The sequence below is a fragment of the Hymenobacter rubripertinctus genome, assembly GCF_003583925.1.
Classification (GTDB): Bacteria; Bacteroidota; Bacteroidia; order Cytophagales; family Hymenobacteraceae; genus Hymenobacter; species Hymenobacter rubripertinctus.
Window position 1 is genome coordinate 20898 of the sequence record NZ_QYCN01000008.1, and the last position, 14708, is coordinate 35605.

General features: G+C 62.8%; 10 protein-coding genes. 3 read left to right on the forward strand and 7 right to left on the reverse strand.

Features of this window, described 5'->3' with window-relative positions; all coding sequences use genetic code 11:
* Positions 1-65: 65 nt before the first annotated feature.
* Entirely contained in the window at positions 66-800 is a 735-nt protein-coding gene (locus D0T11_RS06885; RefSeq protein ID WP_119655046.1) for a LytR/AlgR family response regulator transcription factor, read from the reverse strand.
* A gap of 318 nt (positions 801-1118) precedes the next feature.
* Positions 1119-2492, reverse strand: a complete 1374-nt coding sequence (locus D0T11_RS06890) for an FAD-dependent oxidoreductase (RefSeq protein WP_182888283.1) — start codon at positions 2490-2492, stop codon at positions 1119-1121.
* Positions 2493-3127: 635 nt separating this feature from the next.
* Here D0T11_RS06890 and D0T11_RS06900 point away from each other — a divergent pair.
* Together D0T11_RS06900 and D0T11_RS06905 are read left to right on the forward strand one after the other, a co-directional pair.
* Positions 3128-5839, forward strand: coding sequence for a TonB-dependent receptor (locus D0T11_RS06900; protein WP_119655049.1), 2712 nt, complete (start codon positions 3128-3130; stop codon positions 5837-5839).
* A gap of 268 nt (positions 5840-6107) precedes the next feature.
* Positions 6108-8906: a TonB-dependent receptor gene (locus D0T11_RS06905; protein WP_119655050.1), complete on the forward strand. Its 2799-nt coding sequence runs from the start codon at positions 6108-6110 to the stop codon at positions 8904-8906.
* 179 nt (positions 8907-9085) lie between these two features.
* Here D0T11_RS06905 and D0T11_RS06910 read toward each other — a convergent pair whose 3' ends face one another.
* From D0T11_RS06910 to D0T11_RS06930, 5 genes are all read right to left on the reverse strand, one after another.
* The gene (locus tag D0T11_RS06910) at positions 9086-9682 is read right to left on the reverse strand and encodes an alpha-ketoglutarate-dependent dioxygenase AlkB family protein (RefSeq protein WP_119655051.1); all 597 of its coding nucleotides are present in this window, start codon (positions 9680-9682) and stop codon (positions 9086-9088) included.
* Between the two features lie 33 nt (positions 9683-9715).
* Positions 9716-10438: a hypothetical protein gene (locus D0T11_RS06915; protein ID WP_119655052.1), complete on the reverse strand. Its 723-nt coding sequence runs from the start codon at positions 10436-10438 to the stop codon at positions 9716-9718.
* A 197-nt stretch (positions 10439-10635) separates the two neighbouring features.
* A complete protein-coding gene (gene kynU, locus D0T11_RS06920; protein WP_119655053.1) occupies positions 10636-11919 on the reverse strand; it encodes a kynureninase in 1284 nt (427 codons plus the stop codon).
* A 34-nt stretch (positions 11920-11953) separates the two neighbouring features.
* A complete protein-coding gene (locus D0T11_RS06925; protein ID WP_119655054.1) occupies positions 11954-12982 on the reverse strand; it encodes an amidohydrolase family protein in 1029 nt (342 codons plus the stop codon).
* A 170-nt stretch (positions 12983-13152) separates the two neighbouring features.
* Positions 13153-13680, reverse strand: coding sequence for a 3-hydroxyanthranilate 3,4-dioxygenase (locus D0T11_RS06930; protein ID WP_119655055.1), 528 nt, complete (start codon positions 13678-13680; stop codon positions 13153-13155).
* Between the two features lie 158 nt (positions 13681-13838).
* Here D0T11_RS06930 and D0T11_RS06935 point away from each other — a divergent pair, with 158 nt between their 5' ends.
* Complete coding sequence (locus tag D0T11_RS06935; protein WP_119655056.1) at positions 13839-14624, forward strand: SDR family oxidoreductase; 786 nt, start codon at positions 13839-13841, stop codon at positions 14622-14624.
* Positions 14625-14708: the final 84 nt, after the last annotated feature.

The following is a 14708-nucleotide window of genomic DNA, read 5'->3' on the forward strand; positions in this document are numbered from 1 at the left end:
TGATGTTGGAGAGTCCTGACTGCGCCGCTTGCGCAAACAGGACTCTCCAACATCAACTCACCACCTCAGATGCGGTTGAGCTTGCTGAAAAAGGCCTCCTGGTAGGATTTGCCGATGGGCACGTGCTGGCCGCCGGGCACCACAGCCGCCCCGTCCTCAATGGCCTCGATGCGCTTCATGTTGAGAATGTAGGAGCGGTGCACCCGCACGAAATGCTCGAAGGGCAGGCGCGCATCCAGCGACTTCATGGTAGTGTAGACGATGTACTTCTGCTTGTCGGTTACGATGATGACGTAATCCGACAGGGCTTCGATGTAGAGCACCTCATCGAAGTTGATGCGCACCATTTTGCTGTTCACCTTCACAAACAGGTCACTGTCGGCGGGGGCGGGGGCGGGCGCAACGGCGGCGGCAGCTACCGGGGTGGCGTGCTGTTGCAGGGCCCGCTGCACAGCCCGGCTGAAGCGGGCATAATCGAAGGGCTTGACCAGGTAATCCGTCACCCGCAGGTCGAAGGCATCCACGGCGAAATCCTCGTGGGCGGTGGTCAGAATCACGATGGGCGGGTCGGGTAGCACCCGCAGCAGGTCCAGGCCGTTGAGCTGGGGCATCTGGATGTCGAGAAACAGCACGTCGACGCGGTTGCCGGCCCGGAAATAGTTCAGGCCCTGCAAGGCGTCATCCATCGACACCACCATTTCCAGCGAGTCGGTCAGGGAGATATAGTGCTCCAGCGTCAGCCGGTTGATTTCTTCATCATCAATAATAGCACAAGTCAGTAAAGGGCCGGGAGCAGACATAACGGAGCGCGAAAAGTGGAGTAGGATAAGTGGCGGCGGCAAAGCGCGCGCAACCAAACGGAGCGGGAGGGCCAGCGGCCGGCACCAAAGGAGGCAGTTGGCTCGTAGCTAAGCTACTGTTCTGCCCTTTGCCAATCAAATTTAAATAACGGGGGAAGGCAGGGCCTTTCTTTTTGAACCAATCCGCCAGCGTTCGGACGTACGCAGCGCCTATGTTCGCCGGATTGCCCGCCCCGGGTCCCGATCTGGGCCAGCCATTTTTTTCCGGCACACCAGCCGTGGCGGGCGCCTGGCTGGTAGCAGCGGCCCGCCCCCGGCTCAGCGCCGGGCCATTTCCTGGGCCACCAGGTCCTGCACCTCCGGTCGTTGGTAGTCCTGCTCGGTCTGAATGTGGGGCATGAGGCGCTGCATAATCTGTTCCTGGGCCTGCCCGTTGGCCAGGGCCTCGGCGTAGGGCAGGTGCGAAAACGTAACCTGCGAATACAGGGGCAGCCACTTGTCGGGGTACTGGCCCGAAATTTTGCCTTCGATTTTCTTCTGCAACAGAAAGCGCGGATCGGCCACCCGGTCGCGCATCTCCTGGAAATTGTACACGGCCAGGTCGGCCATGGCATCGGCATCGGGCTTGCGCGAGACTTCAAACTCGTGGAAAATCTGCCCCCAGTCGCGGCCGTGCTGTTGCAGCAGTTGGTCGAGCACGGTACAATCCTCGAAGCCCGCGTTCATGCCCTGCCCGTAAAATGGCACAATGGCGTGGGAGGCATCTCCGAGCAGCAGCACGTCGTGCTGGTAAGTCCAGGGGAAGCAGCGCACCGTGACGAGCGAGCTGGTGGGGTTGTCGAAGAACTCGGTTTCCAGCTCCGGCATCAGGGGCACGGCATCCGGGAATACGTCGGCGAAGAAGTCGCGCACTTGGGCCGGCGTCTGGAGGGTGGCGAAGGAAACGGGGCCTTCGTAGGGGAAAAACAGGGTGCAGTTGAACGAGCCGTCGAGGTTGGGCAGCGCAATCATCATATACTGGCCCCGGGGCCAGATGTGGAGCGCATTTTTTTCCAGGGCCCAGGTGTTGTCAGGTCCGGCCGCGATGGTGAGTTCTTTGTAGCCGTAGTCGAGGTAGTGCTGGGAGTAGTTGAAGCGGTCGGTGCGCTGCAACGCACCGCGCACGGCCGAGTAGGCCCCATCGGCCCCGAACAGGCGCTGGTAGGGCACGGTGCGGGCCTGACCGGTGGCCACGTCCAGCATTTCCAGCTCCTGGCGGCGCACATCTACCCGGCGGCACTGCTGGTTGAACTGCACCCGGATGCCCGGCTGCTGCTCGGCTAAATCCAGCATCCGGCGGTTCAGGCCGGCCCGCGACACGGAGTAGATGGCCTGGCCGGCCTGGCCGTAGGGCTGGTGGGTGAGGTTGCCGGCCGGGTCGTGCATCACGCGCCCGTGCATAGGAATGGCCACTTCGCGCACGGCCTCGGCAATGCCCACGCCTTCCAGCGCCCGCCAGCCCCGGTCGGAGAGGGCCAGGTTGATGGAGCGCGCCTCCACGGGTGTTGCGCCCCGGATGTCGGGGCGGCGTTCGAATACGTCCACTTGGTGACCGTGCCGGGTCAGGTAGAGCGCTAACAGGCAGCCAACCAGGCCGCCCCCCATCACGGTAAGCGTTTCGGCGGGCTCGGCAACAGGGGCAGGTGAGGTCATGGCAACGGCGGAAAAATCGGCTAGCAAAGGAACGGTAAGCGGAAAGGCGAATGTAACCCATTCCGCTGGCATCGGTTAGTCGAGCAATACCCCCCGTTAAACGAGTGAATAGCCTATACTGGTGGGCACCCCAAAATAGCCGCCGGACATTGCTGTACTTTGGATTATCGAATGATTCTTCCCCGTTCCGCTTCTCCGGTTCCATGCTGCTCTACCCCGCTACCGATTGGCCGCTCCTGTTCCCGCTCCCCCACCGGGCATCCTCGGGTGCCCTCACCGAAGTATGCAGTCCGGCCGATGCGGAGGCTTGGCCGCGCGTTCGGGAGCCCAACCCGTGGGTGGTAGCCGGTTGGTACGATGAAGGCCGGATATTGCAGATTGGAGACTACCTGATAGGAGATGAAAACTGTTCTTTGCTCTACGGACTACCCATTATCAGGTACTGAGCCCCGAATACCGATTAGCTAAGCAGCGCTTGGAAATAGCCAAACCCATTGAGTAAACACCATTTGCCCCCTTCGCTAAGCCGGGGCAAGCCCCCCGCCGGGCAGTAGGTTATTCGGCATGCCTACTTTATATTTGCAGCCCTCTTCCCTGACCCGGATATTTTTTTCATTTTTTTGCACTTTTTTAGCATGAGAAAACTCTATCGTTTTCTATTTTTCTTCCTGTTGCTGCTGGGCACGGTGCTCACGGGCCAGGCGCAGGAAATGGGCTCCGTTGCGGGCACAGTCCAAACGGAAGCCGGCGAACCCATGCCCGGGGCCACAATTTTTATCCGGGGCACGTTCATCGGCACCAGCACCAACCGCGACGGCCGGTTTACGCTCCGGACCGATTTCAGCGAGGGGCCGGTCACGCTGTCGGTTTCCTTCGTGGGCTATGAGAGCCGCGAGGTAACGCTGACCAAGCCCGACAACGCGGTGAAGGTGCAGCTCAAAGTGAACCCCACCCAGACGAACGAGGTAATTGCCTCGGCCTCCCGCGTAGAGGAGGGCATTTTGCAGGCCCCGGTAACGGTAGAAAAGGTAACCTCCCAGCAGGTGCTGCGCCTGCCCCCGCCCGACGTGCAGGTGGGTCTCAACCACTTCAAGGGCATTGATGTGAACGGGACGAGCATGCTGATGAATTCGCTGAGCACCCGCGGCTTCAACTCGCCCAAATCGGAGCGCCTGATCCAGCTCACCGACTACTTCGATACCCAGTCGCCCTCGCTGAACGTGAATGCCGGCAACCTGACGGGTTTGCCGGAAATCGATATTGAGAGCATCGAAATCATTCACGGTCCGGCTTCGGCCCTCTACGGAGCCAATGCCTTCAACGGGGTACTGCTTCAGAACTCGAAAGACCCCTTCGTGAGCGAGGGCCTGAGCGTGCGCGTGCGCGGCGGCCAGCGCAGCTTTTTTGATGGCCAGCTGCGCTACGCCCAGAAAATCGGCGACAAGTTCGCCTTCAAAATCACGGGCGCCTACCTCACCGCCAACGACTGGCTGGCCAACAGCACGGTGGCCACCAGCAAAAGCGTGGAGTTCCGTAACAATGCCCAGGGCTCGACGCTGGGCTACGAGGCCGTGAACCGCTACGGCGACGTAGCCTTTAAGGTACCGGCCGATTACCCGTTCGCGGACCTACGGCCCAAAACCCTGTTTATGCCGGGCTTCGAGGAGAAAACGTTGGTTGGCAGTGATGACCAGGCGAAGTCGCTCAAAATCCACCCCACGCTTTCCTACCTGGTAACCAACTCGATAAAGATGACGGTAGGTGCCAACTACAACCGCGGCACGGCCAGCTACCAGAGCTCCAGCCGCTACCGCCTCAAAGACTTCGGCACCAACCAATTCCACGGCGAAATTAAAGGGGAACGGTGGTTTGTGCGCGGCCAGTCGGTGCAGGACTACGGTAACAACTCCTACGACCTGAACCTGCTGGGCTCCTTCATTCAGAATTCGCCCATTGCCACGGGCAGCGGCACGACGTACGCCCAGCAGTATTTCAGCACCTACCTGACCACCTACGGCGGCGCACGCCAGGCTGGCCAGACGGATGCCCAGGCTCAGACCACGGCCCTCAACGCGGCCGCCAAATTTCAGATTGATCCCAACTCGGCGGCCTTCCGCAACCTGCGCAGCCAGATTATTGCTGACGCGACGCCCGGTAAAGGCGCCCGCCTCAACCCCAGCTCCCTGCTGAACGAGGGCAACGCCCAGTACAACTTCAAGCTGACCGAAACGGCTGACCTGATCGTGGGCGCGGCCTACCGTAAATTCCGCCTCGGCTCAAATGGCAACCTGTTCAGTGACGAGGAAGGCCGGATTCAGAACCACGAATTAGGGGCTTACAGCCAGCTCACCAAGAAATTGCTGGATGAGCGCCTGAAGCTGGCCCTGGCCGGCCGGGTAGACGACTTCAAGAACTTTAAGCCCGCCTTCTCGCCCCGCGCTTCGGTGGTGTATTCGGCCGACGCGGCCCGTCAGCATAACTTCCGGGCCAGCTACGGCCGGGCCCTGCGCTCGCCCACCCAGCTCGACCAGTATATTCAGCTCGACGTGCGCCAGGTGCTGCTGCTGGGCAACGTGGACAATGGGTTCCAAGGCTATACCCCAGCCAGCATTGGCGCCAATATTCAGCCGGTATCAACCGACATTGCCTCGCTGAAGCTGGAGCGGCTGAGTACGTACGAAGTAGGCTATAAAGGAGCGCTTGGTGACAAGTTGGTGGTGGACGTTAATTACTACCGCAACTACTACAACGACTTTATTGGCGCTCAGCGCTTCATTGGCAACCGCGACGGCAGCCGGCCCACATCGGACCAGCTAACGTTTGAAAGGTCGCGTACGGCTACGAAGGCACCGTTCGGTACGCCGTTTCAGGAAGCCAGTTCCCCGACCCGTGTGTTGCAGGTGTGGACCAACGCCAACCAGGAAGTGCGCACTCAGGGAGCCGCCTTGGGCCTGACCTACGCTTTCGCCCCCTTCTTCAACCTGGCCGCCAACTACACGCTCAACGTGCAGGACCGCTCCGACGTGACGGATGCCGAGTTCCAGACTTATTTCAACACGCCCAAGCACAAGTATAATGTAGGAGCCAGCGGCTCGGTTATCAACCACCTGAGCTACTCGCTGAACTACCGGTGGGCCCAGGGCCACGAGTACGGTACCCCGTTCGCCGTGGGCCAACTCTCGGACTACAGCGCCACGGATGCCTACTTGAGCTACAATTTCGTGCAGACGGGCCTGACGGTGCAGGCCGGGGCCTCCAACCTGTTCGATGCTACCAATGTGCAAGTGTACGGCGGCCCGCAAATCGGCCGGCTCGCGTACCTGGGCTTGCAGCTCGACATCAAGTAAACGGCTCTTACCACCCGTTGGGTCGTACCCGAAAGCGCCCTTCTTCTGCCTGGCAGAGGAAGGGCGCTTTCGGGTACGACCCAACGGGACCCTCTTTTCCCATTAATAGAAACATGTCCGAAGATGGGAACGAGGGCGGCTCATTCGCCCCAGACAAAGGTCGGGTTCACCTGTGTTTCTACACTGTTTGCCGAAAATAATCAGAAGCGCGCGCGGGTGACGCTACGTTTGCAGCCCTGAATTCACACACCTCCGGCATTCGCGCCTCATGACCTCTCTCTACTCATCCTCTCTATTAGCCGCTGCGGCCCTGCTGCCGCAGCTGGCTTTCACCACCCCGCTCCCTGTTCCGGCCCACCCGGCCGCCGCTACCCGCCTCACCACCCCAGACGCGGCCGAAAAAACGCTGGCGGGCAAGGTGCTCACCGACAAAGGCGAAGCTTTGCCCGGAGCCACGGTTTTCATCAAAGGCACCTTCGTTGGCACCAGCACCGACCAACAGGGCAATTTTCAGCTGAATGCCACTTTCGAGAACGGCCCCGTGACGCTGGTGTTTTCCTACGTGGGCTTCGATACCCGCGAAATCCGGCTCCAGGCCCCCGATCAGGCCATCAATGTGGGCCTCTCGCCCAGTGCCACCCTGCTGAACGAAACGATTATATCGGCCTCGCGCATCGAGGAAAGTATTCTGCGCGCCCCGGTTACGGTGGATAAACTTTCGACCCGCCAGATTGAGCGCATCACCACGCCCGAGGTACTCAGCGGCCTGGGCCAGCTCAAGGGCATCGATGTGAGCTCGGCCTCCATGCTGTTTACCAGCGTGAGCACCCGGGGCTTCAACACGGCCAAATCGGAGCGCGTGATTCAGCTGGTCGACTACATGGACACCCAGCTGCCCTCCCTCAACCTGAGCCCCGGCAACCTGGTGGGCATTCCGGAGCTCGATATGGAGAGCATCGAAATTATCCACGGTCCGGCCTCGGCCCTCTACGGGGCCAATGCCCTGAGCGGGGTTATTCTGTTCAACTCCAAAGACCCCTTCGTGTACGAGGGGCTGAGCATGCGCCTGCGGGCCGGCCAGCGGGATCTGCTGGACGGGCAGCTGCGCTACGCCCAGAAAATAACCGACAAGCTGGCCTTCAAGGTGAATGCCAGCGCCTTCCGGGCCAACGACTGGCTGGCCCAGAACTACGGGGCAACCCAGAGCTCGGTAAACCCGGCCGGTTCGTCGTTGGGCTACAATGCCGTAAACCGTTATGGTGAAGGGGGCTATACCTTCAGCCCCTTCCAGAAACTATCGGACGATACGGCCCCCAACAACACCAACGCCAACCCGGAACTGTACGGCAAAACGGCTTACCTGCCCGGCTTCACGGAGCAGCAGCTGATTGCCAACGACAACCGCACGTCGTCGTACCGGCTGCAAGGCATGGTTTCGTACCTGCTGCGCGACGACCTGAAACTGACCGTGGACGTCAAGCACGCCGAGGGCACGGCTACCTACCAGAACCTGAGCCGGTTCCGGGTGAAGGGCCTGGGCTCGAACCAGTACCGCGCCGAGCTCAAGAGCAGCAAAGGCTTCGTACGGGCGTATAGCACCGAGGATTTCTCGGGCAAGTCCTACGAGTTCAACCAGCTGGGCACCCTGATTCAGCAGGCGCCCACGGCTGAGGGTGGTTTCCGGAGCTATCAGGACCGGTTTTACTTTACCTACAACGACGCCTACGGCAAGGCCCGCCAGGCGGGCATGACGCCGGATGCGGCCCTGACAGCGGCCCAGACGGCCGCCAGCGCCACCCAGCTCGCCCCCTCCGACCCGCGCTTCAGTACGCTGCGGGAGCGAATCATTCAGGATAAGAACCCCAGCACCGGGGCCCAGCAGTACTTCAATTCCTACCTGCACGACCTCAGCGCCCAGCGCCAGTTTATGCTCGGCCAGGGTGGCACCAACCTGGTGGTGGGCGGGGCCTACCGCCAGTACCGCCTCGGCTCCGATGGCCTGCTGTTCAGCGACCAGGATGGCAAGCGCATCGTGAACTACGAGTACGGAGCCTACGGGCAGCTCACCCAAACCGTGTTCGAGGAGCGCCTGAAGCTGGCCCTGGCCGGCCGGATCGACGAGTTCAAGAACTTCAAGCCGGCCTTCTCGCCCCGGGCTTCCGCCGTGTACTCGGCCGGCGAAAACAAGCAGCATAACTTCCGGGCCAGCTACGGCCGGGCGTTCCGCTCGCCTTCGCAGCTGGAGCAGTACCTGTACAGCGACATCCGCAGCGGCCTGTTGCTGGGCAACATCGGCAACGGGTTCCAGGGCTACAACACCACCCTGTTCGCTTCGCCCCAAACCCTGGGCGCGGCCTCGGCCGACCCGGCCCGGCTGAAGACCTACGAGTACAACGCCGCGCCGCTGCAACTGGAGCAGGTGAAGACGGCCGAAATTGGCTACAAAGGCGCGCTCATCGCCAACCTGTACGCCGACGTGAGCTACTACCGCAGCCGCTACGACGGCTTCATCGGGGCCCAGCTGTTTGTGGGCAACACCGATGGCAGCCGCCCGACCACGGCCCAGCTGGCCGCCGGCTATCCGACGGCCTACTCCAACCAAAGCCAGCCCACCCGCGTGCTCTACACCTACGTCAACAGCACCCAGGAAGTAAAAACCCAGGGCGTAACGGCCGGCCTGGCCTACTACTTCCGCCGGGCCTTCAACCTGACGGGCAACTACTCGCTCAACGTCCTCGACAAAAGCAACCTGCCCGCCGGCTTCCAGACGTTCTTCAACACGCCCAAGCACAAATACAACGTGGGCGCCAACGGCCAGGCCGGCAACCTGAGCTACTCCGTGAACTACCGCTGGGTGCAGGGCCACTTGCAGGAAATGCCCTTCGCCGTGGGCACCATCCAGGATTACAGCACCACCGATGCCTACCTGGGCTACCTGGTTCCCAAGCTGGGCACCACCTTCCAGGCCGGTATTTCCAACGCCTTCAATGCCAATAACAACCAGGTGTTCGGCGGCCCCCAAATCGGCCGCCTCGGCTACCTGGGCCTGCGCTTCGATTTGCAATAGGCTGCTTAGGACTTAGGACTTAGGACTTAGAAGGTACTGCAACGCCCCCGCGACGGTTGTCGCGGGGGCGTTTTTTACTGGCGGGCGTCTGCTCCGCATGAGCTAAACAATTAGGGGCTAAACAATTTGAAATTGTTTAGCCCCTAATTGTTTAGCTCATGCGGAAGCGGCAACTCCGCTTACCGGGCACTGTCTACCAGCCGGAACGTGAGGTTGAGGCGGGGGCCGACGGGGCGGGCGGTTTTGGGCAGGGCGTGGAGCCAGTTCTGCTGGGTGGGGCCGCGCATCAGCAACAGGCTACCCGAGGTGAGCGGCAGGCTCAGGGCCTCAGCGGCCACGCCGGGGCGGGGCTTGAGACGGAAGGTACGGGTAGCGCCCAGCGTGAGCGAGGCAATAACGGGCGCGGAACCCAGTTCGGGCTCGTCGTCGGCGTGGTAGCCCATGCTATCCTGGCCGCTGCGGTAAAGGTTGAGCAGCACGCTGTTGAAGCGGGTGCCGGCGGCGGCCTCCACGCGCCGACGCAGCTGGAGCAGCGGGGCAGTCCAGGGCAGGGGCTCCAGGCGCAGGCCCGAGTACTGGTAAGTAGCGGCCGGGTCGCCGTACCAGGCCGTGAGCCGGGGCTGCATCACCTGCTTGCCGAACAGCCGGATGGGCTGTTGCTGCCAGGGCACGTCGCAGGTGAGGTGGGCGAGCAGCGCGGCGGCGGCGGCCGGGGCCAGAAAGGCGGCGTCGAGCAGCAGCTCGGCGGCGGGCAGGGGCAGCGGGCGCAGGGGCATTGGCGGGGTGGCGCGGGGTGGCGGCAGACTTGCCTACTCCTTCAGCAAGCGCTCTAGCTGCTTCATCTGCTGCTGCACCTCCGGGGGCTGTTGCTTTTGCAGGTAGGGCATGGCGTATTGCAGGGCCAGCGAAAGCAGGAAGCACACGATGATGGGCAGCAACAAACTGCGGCCCCGGTAATTTTCGGTGGCAATATAACGGGGCCAGAACCAGCGCACATACACCAGAATGGCCGGCACGTTGAACAGGAAGTAGCCGATGATGGGCGACACCCCGCCGCGCACAATCACCAGCATCACCAGATTCAGCATCAGCACGATGTAGGCCAGCACGAACACGACCAGCAAGGCCAGCCCCCGAAACTGCCGCAGGCGTACCAGGTTCAGCCCCAGCAGCACGCCGCCCCCAATCATGGTAGACATGGGCAGGATCGAAAACAGGGCAATGGTACCGGGCGAATACAGGGCGGGGCCGGTAGGCTCGGCGGCTACCACCTCGCCGCGGGCCACACGCCGGGCCTGGTCCTGGTCGGCTACTTCGGCCCGGGCCACCGATTCGCGGCGGTCGGTTTCCTGCTGGCTGGTCTGGAGCGCGGTAGTCAGGGCGACGGCGTTGGGCTCGGGGGTGCCCCGCCGGGCCAGTTCCTCCAGGGCCGCCAGCACGGCTTCCTCCCGGTACTGATACCGATTGTCGACGTAGTCGCGCAGCTCGGCGGCAGTTTTGCGGCTCATTTTCGCCGCGTAGTCTTCGGCCATGATAGTTGTTGGTTGTCAGTGAGGAGTTGCCAGTTGTCAGTTGTCAGTTGTCAGTTGCCAGTTGTTAGTTGCCAGTTGTTAGTTGTCAGCGTTCAGTTGTCAGTTGCCAGTTGTCAGTTGTCAGTTGTCAGTTGTCAGTTGTCAGGATGTTCGATAACTGACAACTGGCAACTGACAACTGACAACTAACAACTGGCTTACTGACGGGACGCCCATTCGGCCAGCACCTCGCCCACCCGGTACACGTCCTCGAAGGTATTGTAGAGCGGCACCGGGGCCAGGCGGATAACGTTGGGCTCGCGCCAGTCGCCGATTACGCCCACGGCCATCAGGTGCTCGAACAGGTCGCGGCCGTTGCGGTGCACCAGCAACGAGAGCTGACAGCCGCGCTGGGCCGGGTCGGCGGGGGTGATGATTTCCAGCTGCTCGCGGCCCAGACCGAGGCGGGTAATGAGGAACTCCAGGTAGCCCGTAAGCAGCTCGCTTTTGCGGCGCAGGGCGGGCATGCCCCCGGCGGCCTCATGCACCTGCAAAGCGGCTTCGTGCACGGCCATCGTGAGCACGGCCCCGTTGGATAGCTGCCAGCCAGCCGCCCCGCGCATGGGCTTGAAACCCTTCTTCATCTGGAAGCGCTCCTTCTCATCGTAGCCCCACCAGCCAGCCAGGCGTAGCAGCTCGGGCTGATCGGCAAACCGCTCGTGCACGAACGCGCCCGATACGCCGCCCGGACTGGAGTTGAGGTACTTATAGGAGCACCAGCAGGCGAAATCCACGTCCCAGTCGTGCAGGTGCAGCTCCACATTGCCGGCCGCGTGGGCCAGGTCGAAGCCCACCCGCGCGCCCACGGCGTGGCCGGCGGCGGTAATAGCGCCCATGTCGTATACCTGGCCGGTGTAGTAGTTGAGCCCGCCCATGATGACGGTGCAGAGCGAGTCGCCGAGCTCCTCGATTTTGGCCAGAATATCCTCCGTGCGCAGGGTGTGCTCGCCGGTCCGGGGCACCAGCTCCACAATGGCCTCGTCGGGCGCGAAGCCGCGCTGCTGCACCTGCGTTTCGAGGGCGTACTGGTCGGAGGGGAATGCGCCGCCTTCCATGAGCACCTTGTAGCGGGTGGCCGTGGGCTGGTAGAAGGTGATGAGCAGCAGGTGCAGGTTGGTGGTCAGGTTGTTCATCACCACCACCTCCACGGGCTTGGCCCCCACAATGCGGGCCGAGGCTCCTTGCAGCCGCTCATGGAACTGCATCCAGGGGGTTTCGCCCTTGAAATGGCCTTCCACGGCCAGGTTCTGCCAGTTATCAAACTGCCGCTCCACGGCGGCGCGGGCCGTGCGGGGTTGCAGGCCCAGGGAGTTGCCGCAGAAGTACAGGCACTCGCCCTGCCCATCGGGGCCGGGCGGAATCAGGAACTGCTGACGGAATTCGCGCAGCGGGTCCTGCGCATCGAGTTGGCGGGCAAAGTCGAGGGTGGGTTCGAAAGTCATTACCAGCAAAGATACCACACCCCGGGCCGGGCACCTAGCCGGCCACCGCCATGATTTTGGCCACCTGCGCCGGGGGCAGGTCCAGCCAGTCGAGGGCGTTGCCGCTCAGCAGGCGGGCCTGCACGTCGGCGGGGTAGCTCAGGGAGCGGATGAGCTGGCCGGGCACGGCCTCGCCCAGCGGGAACGGGTAATCGGTGCCCAGGGCCACTTTATCGGCCCCCAGCGTGCGTACCAGAAAGTCGAGGGCCTGGGGGTCGTGCACGAGCGAATCGACCCAGAAGCGGCCCAGGTACTCGCGGGGGTTGCGGGCGTTATCCACGGCGCACAGGTCGGGGCGCACCTGCCAGCCGTGCTCGATGCGGCCAATGGTAGCCGGAAACGAGCCCCCCCCGTGGGCTACGGCCACCCGCAGCTTCGGCAGCCGCTCCAGTACGCCCCCGAAAATGAGCGAGCACAAGGCCCGGCTGCTCTCGGCGGGCATGCCCACCAGCCAGGGCAGCCAGTATTTGGGCATCTGGCCCTGGCCCATCATGTCCCAGGGATGCACGAACACGCACATACCCAGCTCCTCGGCGGCCTGAAACACCGGGAACAGCTCCGGGGCATCCAGGTTCCAGTCGTTGACGTGGGAGCCGATCTGGACGCCCGCCAGCCCGAGCTGGTGGCACCGTTCCAGTTCCCGTACGGCCAGGTCGGGGGCCTGCAGTGGCAGCGTGCCCAGGCCCACGAACCGGCCGGGGTAGCGCTGCACCACGCCCGCCAGGTGGTCGTTGAGCAGCTGGCTCAGATCCAGCACGTCCAGGGGTTTGGCCCAGTAGCTGAACATCACGGGCACCGTGCTCAGCACCTGCACCTGGGCCCCGAACTGGTCGTACTCGCGCATTCGCACGGCGGGGTCCCAGCAGTTGTCCTGGATTTCGCGGAAGAACTTGTCGTCCTGCATCATGCGGGCGCAGCAGGGCCGGTGATGGTCGAGCCGGATGAAGCCCCCGTAGCCGTACCGTTCCCGCAAATCGGGCCACCGCTCGGGCAGGATGTGGGTATGGATGTCGATGGTGAGCACGGGCGGTGGTGAATGAGGGGGTTAGCGAATAAGTGCAGTTGGTAAAAGAAGGTGTCATCCTGAGCGGAGCGAAGGATCTTCGCACGCTTGAACGGCTATAACAACGACTCTTTCCAACGTGCGAAGATCCTTCGCGCCGCTCAGCATGACACGTTCTTTTACCCGTTCACTCACCCTTGCGCCGCCGGGGCTTCCATATAGGTACCGCAGACGGTGCAGGTGCGCAGCGCGTCGGAGGCCCAGAAGGTACCCATGATGGGCGGGAGCTGGGCCACGATGTCGGTGATTTCGGCGAATTGCTCGTGGAGCTGGTGGCCGCAGTTTTCGCAGTACCACTGGAAGCCGTCCAGCTCGCCGGGGGCGCGGTAGCGTTCCAGCACCAGGCCCACGGAACCGGCCGGGCGGCGGGGCGAGTGGGGCACGCCGGGCGGCAGCAGAAACATGCTGCCGGCCTTAATTTCAATGTCGACGGGCTTCCCGTCCTCGATGATTTTGACCACCATATCGCCCTCCAGCTGCAAAAACAGTTCCTCGCCCTCGTCCACGTGGTAGTCTTTGCGGGCATTGGGGCCGCCCACCACCATCACAATAAAGTCTTTATTGTCTTTAAAAACCTGCTGATTGCCTACGGGCGGCTTGAGCAGATGGCGGTGGTCATCAATCCACTGCTGAAAGTTGAACGGACGGGCGACGGGCATGGCGGAGAATGAGTGAATGAGTGACTCGGTGAAGGAGGCAGTGGGTATAGCACTGATGGCAACCTAAGCAAATAACGGCATTCTCGCCTATCCTCGAAACATCCCGTAATTTCCCCGCTCTACTTCACCGAGTCACTCATTCACTCATTCACTCTCCCATGGATTTTCTTTCCCAACGCGCCCTGGTGGGCGGCAGCACCCAGGGCATCGGGCGGGCCGTGGCCGAGGAGCTGGCCCGGCGCGGAGCCACCGTTACGCTGCTGGCCCGCAACGAAGCCAGCCTGCGCCAAGCCGCCGCCGCCCTGCCCACCCCCGCCAATCAGGTTCACGACTTTATCGTGGCCGATTTCAGCCACCCCGACCAGGTGCGCGCCGGGGTGCAGGCCTACCTCACGGCCCACCCCGCCGGCTTCGATATTCTGGTGAATAATACCGGCGGGCCGGCGGGCGGGCCGCTGCTGGACGCGCCGGTGGAAGCGTTCCGGGCCGCGTTCGAGCAGCACCTGGTGTGCAATCACCTGCTGGCCCAGGCCGTGGTGCCGGCCATGCGGGGCCGGGGGCGGGGCCGCATCCTCAACATCATCAGCACCTCGGTGAAGCAGCCGCTGCCGGGCCTGGGCGTGAGCAACACCATCCGGGCGGCGGTGGGCAACTGGGCCAAAACCCTGGCCAACGAACTGGCCGCCGACGGCATTACGGTGAACAACGTGCTGCCCGGGGCCACCATCACGCAGCGGCACACGTCCCTCATCGAACAGAAAGTAGCCACCACCGGCCAGACCACCGCAGAAGTGGAGGCTGGTCTGCTGGCCCGCATTCCGGCCGGCCGTTTCGGGCAGGCGGCGGAAGTTGCCGCCGCCGTAGCTTTTCTGGCCTCGGAGGCGGCGGCCTACATCACGGGCATCAACGTGCCCGTGGACGGGGGCCGGACGGGAAACCTGTAAACCCGGCGGACTCCAACCGCCGGTATGGCAAAAGTCCGTTGCGCGAGGAGCGGAGCGAGTTCCCACGCGTCAACTGACGCCTGA

What these genes read in the sequence shown, in the direction of transcription:
- D0T11_RS06890 (WP_182888283.1), bottom strand. Translation starts at nt 2,492, where the DNA reads ATGACCTCACCTGCCCCTGTTGCCGAGCCCGCCGAAACGCTTACCGTG.
- kynU (WP_119655053.1), bottom strand. Translation starts at nt 11,919, where the DNA reads ATGACTTTCGAACCCACCCTCGACTTTGCCCGCCAACTCGATGCGCAG.
- D0T11_RS06885 (WP_119655046.1), bottom strand. Translation starts at nt 800, where the DNA reads ATGTCTGCTCCCGGCCCTTTACTGACTTGTGCTATTATTGATGATGAA.
- D0T11_RS06900 (WP_119655049.1), top strand. Translation starts at nt 3,128, where the DNA reads ATGAGAAAACTCTATCGTTTTCTATTTTTCTTCCTGTTGCTGCTGGGC.
- D0T11_RS06915 (WP_119655052.1), bottom strand. Translation starts at nt 10,438, where the DNA reads ATGGCCGAAGACTACGCGGCGAAAATGAGCCGCAAAACTGCCGCCGAG.
- D0T11_RS06930 (WP_119655055.1), bottom strand. Translation starts at nt 13,680, where the DNA reads ATGCCCGTCGCCCGTCCGTTCAACTTTCAGCAGTGGATTGATGACCAC.
- D0T11_RS06910 (WP_119655051.1), bottom strand. Translation starts at nt 9,682, where the DNA reads ATGCCCCTGCGCCCGCTGCCCCTGCCCGCCGCCGAGCTGCTGCTCGAC.
- D0T11_RS06935 (WP_119655056.1), top strand. Translation starts at nt 13,839, where the DNA reads ATGGATTTTCTTTCCCAACGCGCCCTGGTGGGCGGCAGCACCCAGGGC.
- D0T11_RS06905 (WP_119655050.1), top strand. Translation starts at nt 6,108, where the DNA reads ATGACCTCTCTCTACTCATCCTCTCTATTAGCCGCTGCGGCCCTGCTG.